General features: G+C 64.2%; 16 protein-coding genes. 9 read left to right on the forward strand and 7 right to left on the reverse strand.

The window, feature by feature from the left end; translation table 11 throughout:
• The first annotated feature begins 41 nt into the window (after nucleotides 1-41).
• The gene (locus H0P51_RS25505) at nucleotides 42-752 is read left to right on the forward strand and encodes an acetoacetate decarboxylase family protein (RefSeq protein ID WP_180915574.1); all 711 of its coding nucleotides are present in this window, start codon (nucleotides 42-44) and stop codon (nucleotides 750-752) included.
• Between the two features lie 51 nt (nucleotides 753-803).
• Here the strand turns inward: H0P51_RS25505 and H0P51_RS25510 are convergent, their stop codons facing one another.
• A complete protein-coding gene (locus H0P51_RS25510) occupies nucleotides 804-1835 on the reverse strand; it encodes an LLM class F420-dependent oxidoreductase (RefSeq protein ID WP_180915575.1) in 1032 nt (343 codons plus the stop codon).
• Between the two features lie 58 nt (nucleotides 1836-1893).
• Between H0P51_RS25510 and H0P51_RS25515 the strand changes: the two genes are divergently transcribed.
• The 5 genes from H0P51_RS25515 to H0P51_RS25535 are packed head-to-tail and all read left to right on the forward strand — an operon-like array spanning nucleotide 1894 to nucleotide 6432.
• Nucleotides 1894-2883 (forward strand): Zn-ribbon domain-containing OB-fold protein, encoded by a 990-nt coding sequence (locus H0P51_RS25515; RefSeq protein WP_180915576.1) that lies wholly within the window; start codon nucleotides 1894-1896, stop codon nucleotides 2881-2883.
• Between the two features lie 12 nt (nucleotides 2884-2895).
• On the forward strand, nucleotides 2896-3960 hold the full coding sequence (locus tag H0P51_RS25520; RefSeq protein ID WP_180915577.1) for a thiolase domain-containing protein: 1065 nt from the start codon (nucleotides 2896-2898) through the stop codon (nucleotides 3958-3960).
• Nucleotides 3960-5153 carry a thiolase domain-containing protein gene (locus H0P51_RS25525; RefSeq protein ID WP_180915578.1) on the forward strand — a complete coding sequence of 398 codons (1194 nt, stop codon included), beginning with the start codon at nucleotides 3960-3962 and terminating at the stop codon, nucleotides 5151-5153. The genes H0P51_RS25520 and H0P51_RS25525 overlap by 1 nt, the downstream gene beginning before the upstream one ends.
• Nucleotides 5150-6031, forward strand: a complete 882-nt coding sequence (locus H0P51_RS25530) for a TIGR03619 family F420-dependent LLM class oxidoreductase (RefSeq protein ID WP_180915579.1) — start codon at nucleotides 5150-5152, stop codon at nucleotides 6029-6031. Before H0P51_RS25525 ends, H0P51_RS25530 begins: the two co-directional genes overlap by 4 nt.
• Nucleotides 6016-6432, forward strand: coding sequence for a nuclear transport factor 2 family protein (locus tag H0P51_RS25535; RefSeq protein ID WP_246398223.1), 417 nt, complete (start codon nucleotides 6016-6018; stop codon nucleotides 6430-6432). Before H0P51_RS25530 ends, H0P51_RS25535 begins: the two co-directional genes overlap by 16 nt.
• On the opposite strand, the gene H0P51_RS25540 is transcribed toward H0P51_RS25535, so the two are convergent.
• Together H0P51_RS25540 and H0P51_RS25545 are read right to left on the reverse strand one after the other, a co-directional pair.
• Entirely contained in the window at nucleotides 6429-7634 is a 1206-nt protein-coding gene (locus tag H0P51_RS25540) for a glycosyltransferase 87 family protein (protein ID WP_180915580.1), read from the reverse strand. The two genes, H0P51_RS25535 and H0P51_RS25540, sit on opposite strands and share 4 nt — an antisense overlap.
• A gap of 104 nt (nucleotides 7635-7738) precedes the next feature.
• Nucleotides 7739-8269, reverse strand: a complete 531-nt coding sequence (locus H0P51_RS25545) for a gamma carbonic anhydrase family protein (RefSeq protein WP_180915581.1) — start codon at nucleotides 8267-8269, stop codon at nucleotides 7739-7741.
• Between the two features lie 115 nt (nucleotides 8270-8384).
• Between H0P51_RS25545 and H0P51_RS25550 the strand changes: the two genes are divergently transcribed.
• The 3 genes from H0P51_RS25550 to H0P51_RS25560 all read left to right on the forward strand — a co-directional run bounded on the left by H0P51_RS25550 (nucleotide 8385) and on the right by H0P51_RS25560 (nucleotide 10565).
• On the forward strand, nucleotides 8385-9572 hold the full coding sequence (locus H0P51_RS25550; protein ID WP_180915582.1) for a 3-ketosteroid-9-alpha-monooxygenase, oxygenase component: 1188 nt from the start codon (nucleotides 8385-8387) through the stop codon (nucleotides 9570-9572).
• A gap of 5 nt (nucleotides 9573-9577) precedes the next feature.
• Entirely contained in the window at nucleotides 9578-10024 is a 447-nt protein-coding gene (locus H0P51_RS25555) for a hypothetical protein (RefSeq protein ID WP_180915583.1), read from the forward strand.
• A 205-nt stretch (nucleotides 10025-10229) separates the two neighbouring features.
• A complete protein-coding gene (locus tag H0P51_RS25560) occupies nucleotides 10230-10565 on the forward strand; it encodes a DUF732 domain-containing protein (protein ID WP_180915584.1) in 336 nt (111 codons plus the stop codon).
• A gap of 35 nt (nucleotides 10566-10600) precedes the next feature.
• Here H0P51_RS25560 and H0P51_RS25565 read toward each other — a convergent pair whose 3' ends face one another.
• The 4 genes from H0P51_RS25565 to H0P51_RS25580 all read right to left on the reverse strand — a co-directional run bounded on the left by H0P51_RS25565 (nucleotide 10601) and on the right by H0P51_RS25580 (nucleotide 14046).
• On the reverse strand, nucleotides 10601-11749 hold the full coding sequence (locus H0P51_RS25565; RefSeq protein WP_180915585.1) for a sulfotransferase family protein: 1149 nt from the start codon (nucleotides 11747-11749) through the stop codon (nucleotides 10601-10603).
• Nucleotides 11749-12531 carry an SDR family oxidoreductase gene (locus H0P51_RS25570; RefSeq protein WP_180915586.1) on the reverse strand — a complete coding sequence of 261 codons (783 nt, stop codon included), beginning with the start codon at nucleotides 12529-12531 and terminating at the stop codon, nucleotides 11749-11751. Before H0P51_RS25570 ends, H0P51_RS25565 begins: the two co-directional genes overlap by 1 nt.
• Nucleotides 12528-13667: a hypothetical protein gene (locus H0P51_RS25575; RefSeq protein ID WP_180915587.1), complete on the reverse strand. Its 1140-nt coding sequence runs from the start codon at nucleotides 13665-13667 to the stop codon at nucleotides 12528-12530. Before H0P51_RS25575 ends, H0P51_RS25570 begins: the two co-directional genes overlap by 4 nt.
• A 91-nt stretch (nucleotides 13668-13758) precedes the next feature.
• Complete coding sequence (locus tag H0P51_RS25580; protein ID WP_180915588.1) at nucleotides 13759-14046, reverse strand: hypothetical protein; 288 nt, start codon at nucleotides 14044-14046, stop codon at nucleotides 13759-13761.
• Between the last annotated feature and the right edge of the window lie 163 nt (nucleotides 14047-14209).

The following is a 14209-nucleotide window of genomic DNA, read 5'->3' on the forward strand; positions in this document are numbered from 1 at the left end:
AGCCTCCAGTTTTCTGCCTCGAGCCCATTACAGTAAGCCCCATGTCTGTCTCGCAACACACCATCGCCGGAACCGTCCTCACCATGCCGGTGGTCATCCGCAAAGCCGACCAGCACTCCGCGATGTTCTCGGTCGACGCCAAAGCCGCCCAGCGGCTGATCGACTACAGCGGCCTGCAGGTCTTCGAATACCTGCCCGGTCGCGCGATTGTGCTGCAGTTGTTGGTGCGCTACATCGACGGCGACCTGGGCCGCTACCACGAGTACGGCACCGCGTTCCTGGTGAACCGGCCGGGCACCCACGCCAAGGGCTTCCGCGCGATGGCCAATGCCGCGACGTTCATCCACCGCCTGCCGGTCGATCAGGAATTCACCCTCGAGGCCGGCCGCACGATCTGGGGTTACCCGAAGATCATGGCGGACTTCAACGTCCACGAAGGCCGCAAGTTCACCTTCGACGTGAGCGCCGAGGGCCAGTTGATCGCCGGGATCGAGTTCAGCCCCGGCCTGCCGCACCCGGCGATGAAGGCCCAGACCCTGACGACCTACTCCCACCTGGACGGCGTCACCCGGGAGACCTCCTCGACGATGACGACGACGGGCGCCCGAACCCGGCTCGGCGGTGCCCGCATAAGACTCGGCGACCATCCTTACGGGAAGGAGCTGGCCGCGCTCGGCCTGCCCAAGCGGGCGTTGATGACGCAGTCGGTTGCCAACGTGGAGATGTCGTTCGACGACGCACGTCCCCTTTGAGCCCATCGGGCCAATCTAGAACGTGTTCTAACGGCCCCGCAAGCCACCCCGTCAGGTCAGCGCTGCGAGGTCGTGTACCTGCTCAACGCTGCGAGCACCGACCACCATCATGGTGACGCCGGCCGCCTCCCAGACCTCGATTTGCTTACGCACGTAGTCCAGGTCGCCGACGATCATCGCGTCGTCGACGAGTTCGTCGGGAATCACCTTGGCGGCGTCGTCCTTGCGGTCGGACCGGAACAGTTTGGTGACCTCGTCGACGACCTCGGCGTAGCCCATCCGACGGTAGACGTCTGCGTGGAAGTTGGTGTCCTCGGCACCCATGCCACCCATGTAGAGCGCCAGGAACGGCTTTACCGCGGCGAAGGTCGCCGGCCGGTCGTCGGTGACCACCACCTGCGCCGTGGCGCAGATTTCGAAGTTCTCCCGCGAGCGCCGGGCGCCCGGTCTGGCGAACCCCTCGTCGAGCCATTCGTTGTAGGTGTCGGCCATCCGCGGTGAGTAGAAGATGGGCAGCCAGCCGTCGCAGATTTCGGCGGCCAGGGCAACATTCTTGGGTCCCTCGGCACCCAGCATGATTGGGATGTCGGCCCGCAACGGGTGCGTGATCGGCTTTAGCGGCTTGCCCAAACCCGTTGTGCCCTCGCCTTTCAGTGGCAGCGGGTAGTGGGGTCCGTTGCTAGTCACCGGAGCGGACCGTGCCCACACCTGGCGCACGATGTCGATGTATTCGCGGGTGCGCGCCAGCGGCTTGGGAAACTTGGCCCCATACCAACCCTCGACCACCTGGGGTCCGGACACGCCCAGCCCCAGGATGTGCCGACCACCGGACAGATGGTCCAGGGTCAGCGCCGCCATCGCGCAGGCCGTCGGGGTGCGCGCAGACAGCTGCACTACCGAGGTGCCCAACCGCACCCGCTGCGTCTCCCGCCCCCACCAGGCCAGCGGTGTGTAGGCGTCCGACCCCCACGCCTCCGCGGTGAACACCGCATCGAATCCGGCCTCTTCGGCGGCTGCGACAAGTTCCGCGTGGTTCTCCGGCGGCTGGGCGCCCCAATAACCGAGTTGCAGACCGAGCTTCATACGCGCCTCTCCCAAACCGATGTTGAAACCATTCTTAGAACCTGTTCTACTCGAAGGCGTGACAGCCAGTTCGAGCGGCCCAGCCCTGATCGATCACCCTGAGCCGCCTCTCTCCGCGCCGTTGACATTGTCCTTCGACTACACCCGTTCGGTGGGTCCCACGCTAGGGAAGTTCTTCACCGCACTGCGTGAGCGCCGCGTTCTGGGAGTACGCGGCTCCGATGGCCGGGTGCATGTGCCGCCTCCGGAATATGACCCGGTCACCTATGAGCCGCTTGGCGAGATGGTACCGGTGGCCAGCGTCGGGACCGTGGTGTCCTGGACCTGGCAGCCCGAGCCGCTCGGCGGTGAACCGCTGGACCGCCCGTTCGCGTGGGCGCTGATAAAGCTCGACGGCGCCGACACCCCATTGATCCACGCCGTAGATGTGGGCTCGCCGGACGCCATCAAGACCGGCGACCGGGTGCGGGTGCACTGGGCCGACGAGACGCTGGGGGCGATCACCGACATCGCCTACTTCGTGCCCGGTGAAGATGCCGAGCCCGAAGGGCCGCCGTCCGAGCAGGACCCGGTCACCATGATCGTCACGCCGGTCTCGTTGACCATCCAGCACACCGCCTCGCATGAGGAGAGCGCCTACCTGCGAGCGATCGCACAGGGCAAGCTGATCGGGGCGAAGACGGGCGAATCGGGCAAGGTCTACTTTCCACCCCACGGGGCGGACCCAGCCACCGGCCTGCCGACCACGGACTTCGTCGAGCTACCGGATAAGGGCATCGTGACGACGTTCGCGATCATCAACATCCCGTTCCAGGGCCAGCGGATCAAGCCCCCCTATGTGGCGGCCTACGTGCTGCTCGACGGCGCCGATATCCCGTTCCTGCACCTGGTTTCCGACATCGATGCGCACGAGGTCCGAATGGGCATGCGGGTGGAGGCGGTGTGGAAGCCCCGCGAGGAGTGGGGCTTCGGCATCGACAACATCGAATACTTCCGGCCCACCGGCGAACCGGACGCCGAATACGACACCTACAAGCACCACCTGTAAAGGGCCCAGCACATGAGTGATCGCAACGTTGCGGTAGTCGGCTTTGCCCACGCTCCGCATGTCCGCCGCACCGACGGCACCACCAACGGGGTCGAGATGCTGATGCCGTGCTTCGCCGAGTTGTACGACGACTTGGGCATCACCAAGGCCGACATCGGCTTCTGGTGTTCGGGATCCTCGGATTACCTTGCCGGACGGGCATTCTCCTTCATCTCGGCGATCGACTCGATCGGGGCCGTGCCCCCGATCAACGAGTCGCACGTCGAAATGGACGCGGCCTGGGCACTTTACGAGGCTTACATCAAGATCCTCACTGGCGAAGTGGAGACCGCGCTGGTCTACGGATTCGGTAAGTCCTCGGCGGGAATCCTGCGCCAGATCCTGACCCGGCAGACCGACCCCTACACCGTCGCACCGCTGTGGGCTGACTCGGTGTCGTTGGCGGGCCTGCAGGCCCGAGTCGGCCTGGAATCCGGCAAGTGGACTGCCGGGCAGATGGCGCAGGTGGCCCTCGACTCGTTCGCGCAATCGGAGCGCAACGACTCGGAGAAGCCAGCCAAGAGCATCGATGAGCTGCTGTCCCGGCCGTTCTTCAACGACCCGCTGCGACGCCATGACATCGCCCCGATCACCGACGGTGCCGCGGCGATCGTCCTCGCGGCCGGTGACCGGGCGCGAGAATTGCGCGAAAACCCGGCCTGGATAACGGGGATCGAGCATCGCATCGAGACGCCAGCGCTCGGGTTGCGCGGCGACCTGACGGTGTCGCCGTCCACCGCCGCGTCGGCCAGGGCCGCCAAGAATGGCAATGACACGATCGACGTCGCCGAGATCCACGCGCCGTTCACCCACCAGCATCTGATCCTGACCGAGGCGATCGGGTTGACCGGTAAAACCAAGGTGAATCCGTCCGGCGGTGCCTTGGCCGCGAACCCAATGTTCGTCGCCGGCCTAGAGCGCATCGGCTTTGCCGCACAACATATCTGGAACGGATCGGCAGGCCGGGTGCTGGCGCATGCCACCAGCGGGCCTGCGTTGCAACAAAATCTGATCGCGGTCATGGAAGGACAGAACTGATGGCCGGCGCAGGGGCAAACCTAGCCGCGGTGCTGGGCACCGGGCAAACCAAGTACGTCGCCAAACGTAAAGACGTATCGATGAACGGCCTGGTGCGCGAGGCGATCGACCGCGCATTGGAAGACTCGGGGTCTACCTTCGACGACATCGACGCGGTCGTGGTCGGTAAGGCACCCGATTTCTTCGAGGGCGTGATGATGCCCGAGCTGTTCATGTCCGACGCGATGGGCGCTACCGGCAAGCCCTTGATCCGGGTGCACACGGCCGGCTCGGTTGGCGGGTCCACCGCGATCGTGGCCGCCAGTCTGGTGCAGTCGGGTAAGTACCGCCGCGTGCTGGCGATGGCGTGGGAGAAGCAGTCGGAGTCGAATGCCATGTGGGCGTTGTCGATTCCGATTCCGTTCATCAAACCGGTTGGCGCGGGCGCGGGCGGCTATTTCGCGCCGCACGTCCGGTCATACATCCGCCGCTCGGGCGCACCGAACCACATCGGCGCAATGGTCGCGGTCAAGGACCGGCTCAACGGGGCGCGTAACCCGTTGGCGCATCTACATCAGCCAGACATCACCGTCGAGAAGGTGATGGAATCACCCATGCTGTGGGACCCGATCCGTTACGACGAGACGTGCCCGTCGTCAGACGGTGCCGCCGCCGTGGTGATCGGCAACGAAGAGAGCGCCGAAGCCCGTCTAGCACAGGGACAGCCGGTGGCCTGGATACACGCCACCGCGCTGCGTACCGAGCCGCTGCAGTTCTCCGGACGCGACCAGGTGAGCCCGCAGGCCAGCCGCGACGCGGCCGCCGCTCTGTGGCAGGGAGCCGGGATTACCAGCCCTATCGACGAGATCGACGCCGCCGAGATTTATGTGCCGTTCTCCTGGTTCGAGCCGATGTGGTTGGAGAGCTTGGGTTTTGCTCCCGAAGGCGAAGGCTGGAAGCTTACCGAGGCCGGTGAGACGGCGATCGGTGGACGTCTGCCGGTAAACCCGTCCGGCGGGGTGCTGTCGTCCAACCCGATCGGCGCCTCGGGTCTGATCCGCTTCGCCGAGGCCGCGATTCAGGTGATGGACAAGGCCGGCGACCACCAGGTGCCCAACGCGCGAAAGGCGTTGGGACACGCCTACGGCGGTGGTTCGCAGTACTACTCCATGTGGGTGGTCGGCAAGGACAAACCACAGCGGACCGGCAAATGAAATACACGTGCAGTATCGCGATGGGCCAGCTCGACCAGCTGATCGAACTGGCCAAGACGGCGGAGGAAGTCGGGTTCGACTCGATCGCGCTGCCGGACTCCATCTTTTACTTCGAGAAGCAGTCCGTCGATTACCCCTACACCGCCGACGGCAAGCGAATGTTCGACGAGAACACGCCCTGGGTCGACCCGCTGATCCTGGCGGGCGCCATGGGTGCGGTCACCTCTAAGCTGCGGTTCTACACCAACGTGATGAAGCTCGGGTCGCGTAATCCGCTGCTGGTGGCACGCCAGGTCGGCTCGGTCGCCAACCTGACCAACAACCGGTTCGGCTTCGGAGTTGGAATCGGCTGGGCACCCGAGGAATTCGAATGGTGCGGTGTGCCCTACCAGCGCCGCGGCAAACGTGTGGACGAGATGATCGAAGTCATCAAGCTGGTGCTAGCCGGCGGCATGGTCGAATTCCACGGCGAATTCTACGATTTCGACCGGCTGCAGATGAGTCCGGCGCCCAGCGAGCCGGTGCCGTTCTACGTGGGCGGCCACACCGATGTCGCGCTCAAGCGTGCGGCGCGCATCGGCGACGGCTGGACCAGCGCGATGATGACGCATGCCGAGCTGGCCGAAACCATCACCAAGCTCAACGAACTGCGTGCCCAATACAACCGTACGGATCAGCCTTTTGAGTTCCAGGCGGTGTGTATCGACAAGTTCGGTGTGGACGGCCATCGCGAGCTTGCTGAGATCGGGGTGACCGATTACATCACCATTCCGTGGATTTTCGACGGCCACGGTTTCGATGCGCCGTTGGAAAAGAAGCAGGATTCGCTGAAGCGCTTCGCCGACACCTACATTCACTCGGGTTGGCAGGACAAGTGAGCCATCCGGCGCACGAGGCCGGGCGTCGGTCCCGCGAGGCGGTCGCCGCCCGCGACAAAGACGCCTGGTTGGCGGTGTTCGCCGACGATGCGATCGCCGAAGATGCGATCGGGCCGTCGGCGTTCGACCCCGAAGGCAAGGGCCACCGGGGCCGCGATGCCATATCGGTGTTCTGGGACAAGGCAATCGCGCCGACCACCAGGATCGAGTTCTTCTTCAAAGACACCTACCAGTGCGGCAACGAAGAAGCCAATGTCGGGCACATCCTGATCACCACCGGCGACTACCAGACCACCGCCGAGGGCGTGTTCACCTATCGGGCGAACGACGCAGGCCAGATGGTTGCGCTGCGGGCTTACTGGGAGATGGACAGGGCCGCCGCCTCTACCCGCAAGGTCTAGCTCGCGCGGACCGGGTTCCGGGCGCGCAGGGCGAACACAATCAACAGCGCCAGCGCGGTTATCCCCCACACGCTACCCAGTAGATGCTGGCCGGAAGTCCACAGGCGTTCGCGGTCTTCGCTGTTCGGCAGGTGTGCCCATGGCGCCCAGAACGAGATGGCCGCGATCAGTAGTCCGGCCATCAGGTTGCGCGCCGCGCCCAAAGACGCCCAGCGCATCAGGAAGTACACCGCCGCCACCGGCAGCCACACCCAGTGGTGACCCCAGGAAACCGGCGAGCACAGCAGCCCGATAAACGCGGCGGACAGCAGCGCGGCGACCGTGTCGCCGCGCTGCCGGTTGACCGCGATTGCCGTCGCGGCCAGCACTATCACCAGCACCGTCGCGGTCGCCCAGACCGCGCCGTGCACCGAGTCGAGCATGGGGAGTCGTTCGACGATCCCCCGCACCGACTGGTTCGAGGAGTAGGCCAGCCCGCCGATCCTGGCTGGGTCGAACGCGGTCGAGGTCAGGTAGCGCACCGTGTCGGCGGGCGCGACGAGCCAGCCCACCACCACCGCCAGCACGGTCGTCACCAACGAGACCGCCAGTGGCCGCCACGCGCGAGTTACCAGGAAGTATCCGACGAAGACCGCGGGTGTCAGCTTGATGGCCACCGCGACGCCGACCAGCAGTCCGCGCGGCCACGGCACCCACGGGGGCAGGATGTCCAGGGCGACCGCGGCCGCCAACAGCAGGTTGACCTGACCGTAGGTCATGTTGTGCTCGACCGGGACGCTCAGGGTGAACACGATCGCGGCGAACACCAGCACGACCGCTGTTTTGGGCGAGATGGGTGCGGTCAAGGCGCGCCAGCTGCGAAGTCGACCCCAGTTACCTTGCGTCGCAACAACAGTCAGCGTAAAAAGCAGCAACGCTGCAGTGGCGTTGAGCAACAGCATCAGCGTCTTGGCGACGCCCACCGGAACAATTGCCAGCGGCACGAAGACCACGGCGGCGAACGGCGGATAGGTGAAGGACAACCCGTTCGGAGATTGGTTGGCCGCAGCGAAGTCGGCCGCGTAGATCGAGTGACCGGTCAGCACCGCGTGGCCGCCGGCCCGGTACACCAACAGGTCGATCAGATCGGTGTAGCTGCGCGCCCAGAGCAGATATCCGACGAACAACCAGGCGAACACCGCGGCCACCGCCGCCAGAGTCACCAGTGTCACCTTGCGCCCCGGTCGGGCATCTCGTGAACTCCGGGCCGCGCTGTCCTCGATAATCTGCAACGTCCAATCGGTTGTCGACGCCAGGTCGCGTCGGCTTATCCCTCCACCGGGTCCAGCCCGGCGATGTGCCGTTGTGCCAGATCACGATAAGCCTGCGGGTTGACGTTGACCCACATTTCGGCTCCCGTTCCCTCGACCGGCCCCTTGACCTTTGCCGGCGTGCCGGTCACCAGCATTCCAGGCGCGATCTGAGTGCCGCCAACAACCAGCGATCCCGCCGCGACCATGCAACGAGCCCCGATCACGGCACCGTCCAGCACCGTGGCGTGGTTGGCGATTAGTGCTTCCGAGCCGATATGGGCGCCGTGGATGACGCACAGATGCGCGACCGTGGCGCCTGGACCGATGTCTACCGGAATACCTGGCGGTGCGTGCAGCACGGATCCATCCTGGACGTTGGCGCCCTCACGGATCACCACGGGGGCATAATCGCCGCGCAGTACCGCGTTGAACCAGACCGAGGCGCCCGCCTCGACGGTGACGTCACCGATCAGGGTTGCCGTTGGGGCCACAAAAGCGGTGGGGTCGACCTTCGGAGTACGACCCTCGAAACTAAACAGCGGCATCGTTTACATATACCGCATCGTGCATATGCCGTGGTTAGGATCACCATCGTTGCGCTCCCCCACCCCAAAACTGTAACGTGTTCTAGTTAGCAGCCCAATCTGGAGGTGACAGCGGATGACTACCGACACAAGCGACGTCGGCGTCCGGGAGATCGATGCCGGCGACCTGCCGACCCGCTACGCGCGCGGCTGGCACTGCCTGGGCGTCGCGAAAGACTTTCAGGATGGCAAGCCGCACTCGGTCCAGGCGTTCGGCACCAAGTTAGTGGTGTTCGCCGACTCGCACGGTGACATCAAGGTTCTCGACGGCTACTGCCGGCATATGGGTGGCGATCTGTCCATGGGCACCATCAAGGGTGACGAGGTGGCCTGCCCGTTCCACGACTGGCGCTGGGGCGGCGACGGCCGTTGCAAGCTGGTTCCCTACGCCAAGCGCACCCCCAAGCGTGCCCGCACCCGCGCCTGGACCACCGACGTACGCGGCGGCCTGCTGTTCGTCTGGCACGACCACGAGGGCAACCCACCCGACCCGGCGGTACGCATTCCGGAGATTCCCGAAGCACATAGCGACGAGTGGACCGAGTGGCGGTGGAACCGCATCCTCATCGAGGGATCAAACTGCCGCGACATCATCGACAACGTCACCGATATGGCGCACTTCTTCTACATCCATTTCGGGTTGCCGACGTACTTTAAGAACGTCTTCGAGGGACACATCGCCTCGCAGTACCTGCATAACGTGGGACGGCCCGACGTCGACGACCTGGGTACGTCTTACGGTGAGGCGCACCTGGATTCGGAGGCGTCCTACTTCGGCCCGTCGTTCATGATCAACTGGCTGCACAACAGCTACGGCGGTTACAAGGCCGAGTCGATCTTAATCAACTGCCACTACCCGGTGACGCAGGATTCGTTCGTGCTGCAATGGGGCGTCATCGTCGAAAAGCCCAAGGGCATGGACGAGAAGATGACCGACAAGCTGTCGCGGGTGTTCACCGAGGGTGTCAGCAAAGGCTTCCTGCAGGACGTCGAGATCTGGAAGCACAAGACCCGCATCGACAACCCGCTGCTGGTCGAGGAGGACGGGGCCGTCTACCAGATGCGCCGTTGGTATCAGCAGTTCTACGTCGATGTCGCCGACATCACCCCAGAAATGGTGGAGCGCTACGAGATCGAGGTCGACACCTCTCGCGCCAACGAGTTCTGGAACGCTGAGGTGGCCGAGAATCTGAAAGCCAGGGACGCTGAGGCAATTTCTGACGCCGATTCTGTCTCCGATGAAGTGCCCGCCGAGCAGCACTAGTCGCCATGGCTGACGATCGCCCGGATGTGCCCGACGTCGATCGCCTGGCGCGATCGATGCTGCTGCTGCACGGCGATCACCACGACCACGACGAGTCGCCACCAAGCAACGGCGGTTCCGGATCTTGGTCGAAATCAAGGGATTTCGCCGGTGATCCGGAGCGCGCCGCGTCGGTGGCCGAAGCCAGTCGTGCCGATCGCGAGCGGTACCTGACCGCGGGTCTGCAGCCGGTGGACTGCCGGTTCTGTCACGTCACGGTCACCGTGCGACGACTCGGGCCGGGTCACACTGCGGTGCAATGGAATACCGAGGCTTCGCAGCGGTGTGCGCACTTCGCCCAGGTGCGTGCCGCTGGCGGCGACACCGCCCGGACCAGGGCGTGCCCTCGGCTGTCCGACAGCATCGAACACGCGGTCGCCGAGGGCGTCCTCGAGGATCAACCGGTCGACTAAGCCACAACTTACGAGCCGGCAGTTAACCGGCAGTGCACATGGTGTGAACTCTGCCGCGTATCGGTGTGGCACCTACTACCCAGGGCAACCTCAGCTCGTAGCGGGTGACTGCCGACCACAGCGCGGGCGAGCCCTGGTGTGGCCAGTGTTGACGGTCAGTGGAATCTCGCGACCAGAAATTCCGAGAATCCAGGGGTGATTCGAAATGACCAACCGCGTTATTGCAGCTGTGGCGATCGGGATACTTGGCTCGTTTGGGCCCGTCTCGACCGCTCACGCCGACACCAACGACGCCAAATTTATTTCTGCGCTTCGGTCCGAGGGCATCACCGAACAGATACCTGCGGACTACGCGATCGAGGCCGCTCATACAGTCTGCGAAAATCTCGACACCGGCAAGTCGCCGAAGGAGATGGCGACCGAAATGGTCGGCAAAGCAGGGATGACAGCCTACTCAGCGGGCTACTTCGTCGGCGCAAGTATCGAGGACTATTGCCCGAAGCACCTGCCAAAGCTCAACGGCAGCAGCAGTGGTGGTTGACTCTGCTACCGCATGGCTACCTTGCGGCAAGAGACCTACAGCCCGGCGAAGCGCTCCTTGACCTGCTCGACGGTCAGACCGTAATCGGCAAGTGAATAACGGTGTTTCGGCGCCCGTTCCCCGCTCTGGCTGGCGGCATGGCTCTCAGCCATCGCCTGACGCGCCTCGTCGGTCAGCGTCAGCCCGAAGTGGCGGTAGATGTCGGCCACCGTGCCTAGCGGGTCGGCGATCAGATCCTGGTAGTCGACGTCGCAGAACTGCGCCGAATCATATTTCGTGCGTGCGCTGTTGAATCGCTCCAGGCCCCGCGACCACGTGTCCATCGAGTCGGCGCCGATCTGCTCCGGAGTGAACGCCGTCGACCAGCCTTCGGCGGTGTGCTGGGCTAGCGAGCACATCGAAGCCATGATCGTCTCCACCGGCCGATGGGTCTGAATCACAAGCGCGTCAGGGTAAGTCGCCATCAGCGCATCCAAGGCGAACAGATGGCTGGGGTTCTTCAGCACCCATCGCTTGTCGGCGTCGTTCATCCCGATCAGTTGCAGGTTGCGGCGATGCCGTTGGTACGCAGGCGTCCAATCTTGCTGCGAGAGCCACTTCGCATAGCCCGGGAGGTGCGCCAAGGTCTCGTAGGAGACCGAGTGCAGCGACTGGCGCAGCAGCTGCCAGCACTCCTCCAGCTCGTAGGCGGCCATGAAATGCAGACCGGTGTAGCCAGGGTTCTCCGCATGGTGCTGGTTGAACTGGTCATCGAGCCTGCGGTACAACGGGTTCGAATCCCACGTTTCGCGCGGCGGCCGCGGCTGCGGGAACTCGGCCAGCCACATGTGCAGGCCCTGGGCCGCCGGGTCGGCGCCTAGTAGTCGGTGCAGCGCTGTCGTGCCGGTTCGCACTAAACCTGTGACGAAGATCGGCCGTTTGATCGGCACATCCGTGTACTCGGGGTACTGCTTCCATGCGGATTCGGACAATAGCCGCGCCACCAACGCACCCCGCAGGAAGAACCGATTCATCTTGCTGCCCAGCGGCGTCAGGTCGGCTTCGTTCCGGTAGGAGTCGAGCAGCACGCCGAGCGCTTCACGGTAGTTGTCGTCGTCGGTGCCGAAGTCGTCCAGTCCGGTCAATTTGGTCGCCGATGCATGCAGTTCGTCGACGGTGGCGATGTCGGTGCGCTCAGGAGCCATCAGCTGTGGTACTCCCCGCAGTTGACGTCCAGGGTCTGTCCAGTGATACCACTGGACAGATCACTGGCCATGAACAGGATGGCCGAGGCCACCTCGTCCTCGGTGGGCAGCCGCTTGAGGTCGGAGTTGGCTGCGGTGGCCTGGTAGATCTGTTCGGCGGTGGTGCCGTATTTACCGGCCTGGTGGTTGAAGTAGCCCTGCAACGTGTCACCCCAGATGTAGCCGGGTGCAACGGAATTGACCCTGATTCCCTGCTCACCGAGTTCGGTGGCCAGTGATTGTGACATGGACAGCAGCGCCGATTTGGCCATCTTGTAGGCGCCGTACTTGGCCTGAGAGTGCCGGATCACCATCGAGTTGACGTTGACCACCGAGCCGTGCGCCTGCGCGAGCGCCGGAGTGAAGCCCTGGATGAGCCGCAGCGCGCCCAGCGCACTGAGCTCGATCGCGTCGCGGATGTGCTGAAAAGTGGTGCCGGCCAAGGGTTTCATCGACGGTACCCGGAAGGCGTTGTTGACCAGCACATCCACCTTGCCGTAAGCCTCTAGCGACGCATCGACAAGGTTGTTCACCTGATCGTCGTCGGTGATGTCGGTGGGCACCGCGACCGCCTTGCGACCCAGATCGACGACCTGCTTGGCGACGTCGTCCAGGCGCTCGGCGCTACGCGCCGCGAGCACCAGGTCGGCTCCTTCCTGCGCACATCGGCGCGCCAATGTAGTGCCCAGCCCGGGACCCACGCCACTGATCACCACTACCTTGCCGTCGAGCAGATCGGTCATCCCAGCATCCTTGCCGCAATTTGTATCTGGCGCAGCGCAATTCGCGCCCGCCAGTCGTCCTCAGAGATCGTATTGTGGTCGAAGTACGGCAGCACCCCGGGTACCTCGTCGAGGTCCACCAGCTCAACGGTGGGACCGTCGGCCTCGGTCAGTTCTCGGGAGACCCGCTGCCATCGGAACTGCAGGAAGCCCCGCCGATGTCCCAGCGTCTCAACCCAATTGGTCACACCCGGGTTCTGGTCGCTGACGACGATGCGGACCTTTCCATCCGGATCCGGTTGCGCCTGGGTGTTGTTCAGCGAAGTCTGGTGGTTGATGTAGTCCAGAGAGATGTACCACAGGCTGCCCAGCTGGAAGCCCAGATAGGGCGCGTCGCTCACCGGCACAGTTATCACCAAGGCCTGGTCCGGCCGCAAGTCGAAGTGACCGACCGAGGAATATTGCGTCGCAAGGCCGCCCGGGGTGAGCCGCGGCGCCACCATGGTGTTCACCGGAATGTCCAGGTAGAACCATTGCGGAAACTGCAGCCAGGTCTTGACCCGGTTCACTAGCTGCTTACCCGCTGTTACATAACGCTTTTCGATCAACTGGCGGGTCAGCGGGGGCGGCGCGGTGCCCGCTGTATCGAGGCGCTCAATGGTCAGGGTGCCGCGCCGGGCGGACCAGTCGCCGTACACCTCACGCATCACCAACTGGCCCGGGCTGCTCGGCCGGAACCGCCACTCGAAGCTGCCGTCGGCGGCGATGTCGAGTTCGCGGTCGTCGAACGCGGCCTGACTGGCCGGTACGTTGTCGTCGGTGTACTCACCGCCGAGTAACTGGAAGCTCAGGTCGGTAGTGGTACCACGCACTCCCCTGACCACATAGTCGTGGTCGGCGTGGACGCGGGTGCCGAAGTAGAGGGTGTCGGGGTTGTCCAGGGCCATCTTGGTAAAGGGCCCGGTTCCCGATTGCAGGAACGGGTGGTCGCGTTCGTAATCGAATGCCAGGTGCATGCAGCCGGAAACGCACCCGGCCAGGTACTGCAACCCCTCGAGTAGGTCGGCTTCGGTTTCGATGAACGGAGCCGCGACCACCAATTTCTCGGCTTCCGCGATCGCAGCGGTCAATGGGTCACAAACAAGGGGATCGGCCACAACCTCGACGCTAGAACGTGTTCCTGTTTTGAGTCAACCGCTAACATTTCCGCGCGTCGGGGGCGCGGTGCCGAAACGAATCCCGATCACGTCACGACGTGCACTCGTTGGCCAGGGTGATCAGTGCTTGCCGGACATCGGGATGCCGGTTGAGGTAGTCGACCAGGTTGGTTCCGGACCCCGACGCCTGTGAACGAGCGGTGATCTCGGCCTTCACATCAGGATGCCGGTTCAGGTAACCCTGGACCTGCTCCGACGCCGTCTGACCGAAGGTGGTGTTGCACGGCTGCGGATCGGCGTTGGCGGGCGGCATAACGAGGACGGCTGAGGCGATTGCGCTCAGTAAACCACCGGCCAATAGTCCCTTGATCACGGTCATCGGAATGCTCCTTCTATGTGGCAGTGGCGCGTGCCTCACCACTGGTCCCTGCTTCGAGGCTACGCGCGACTGCCAGCAACGGAACCCTGCTGAACGCGGGGGCCGGTGACCACCGAAGTCGGTCGCGAGAGCCGATTGGGAGGTGGCCGACTCTGCGAGGGAG

This window comes from Mycobacterium vicinigordonae (assembly GCF_013466425.1).
Classification (GTDB): Bacteria; Actinomycetota; Actinomycetes; order Mycobacteriales; family Mycobacteriaceae; genus Mycobacterium; species Mycobacterium vicinigordonae.

Coding starts and splice junctions, on each gene's coding strand:
- H0P51_RS25505 (WP_180915574.1), top strand. CDS start 42: ATGTCTGTCTCGCAACACACCATCGCCGGAACCGTCCTCACCATGCCG.
- H0P51_RS25510 (WP_180915575.1), bottom strand. CDS start 1,835: ATGAAGCTCGGTCTGCAACTCGGTTATTGGGGCGCCCAGCCGCCGGAG.
- H0P51_RS25520 (WP_180915577.1), top strand. CDS start 2,896: ATGAGTGATCGCAACGTTGCGGTAGTCGGCTTTGCCCACGCTCCGCAT.
- H0P51_RS25525 (WP_180915578.1), top strand. CDS start 3,960: ATGGCCGGCGCAGGGGCAAACCTAGCCGCGGTGCTGGGCACCGGGCAA.
- H0P51_RS25530 (WP_180915579.1), top strand. CDS start 5,150: ATGAAATACACGTGCAGTATCGCGATGGGCCAGCTCGACCAGCTGATC.
- H0P51_RS25545 (WP_180915581.1), bottom strand. CDS start 8,269: ATGCCGCTGTTTAGTTTCGAGGGTCGTACTCCGAAGGTCGACCCCACC.
- H0P51_RS25550 (WP_180915582.1), top strand. CDS start 8,385: ATGACTACCGACACAAGCGACGTCGGCGTCCGGGAGATCGATGCCGGC.
- H0P51_RS25555 (WP_180915583.1), top strand. CDS start 9,578: ATGGCTGACGATCGCCCGGATGTGCCCGACGTCGATCGCCTGGCGCGA.
- H0P51_RS25560 (WP_180915584.1), top strand. CDS start 10,230: ATGACCAACCGCGTTATTGCAGCTGTGGCGATCGGGATACTTGGCTCG.
- H0P51_RS25565 (WP_180915585.1), bottom strand. CDS start 11,749: ATGGCTCCTGAGCGCACCGACATCGCCACCGTCGACGAACTGCATGCA.
- H0P51_RS25570 (WP_180915586.1), bottom strand. CDS start 12,531: ATGACCGATCTGCTCGACGGCAAGGTAGTGGTGATCAGTGGCGTGGGT.
- H0P51_RS25580 (WP_180915588.1), bottom strand. CDS start 14,046: ATGACCGTGATCAAGGGACTATTGGCCGGTGGTTTACTGAGCGCAATC.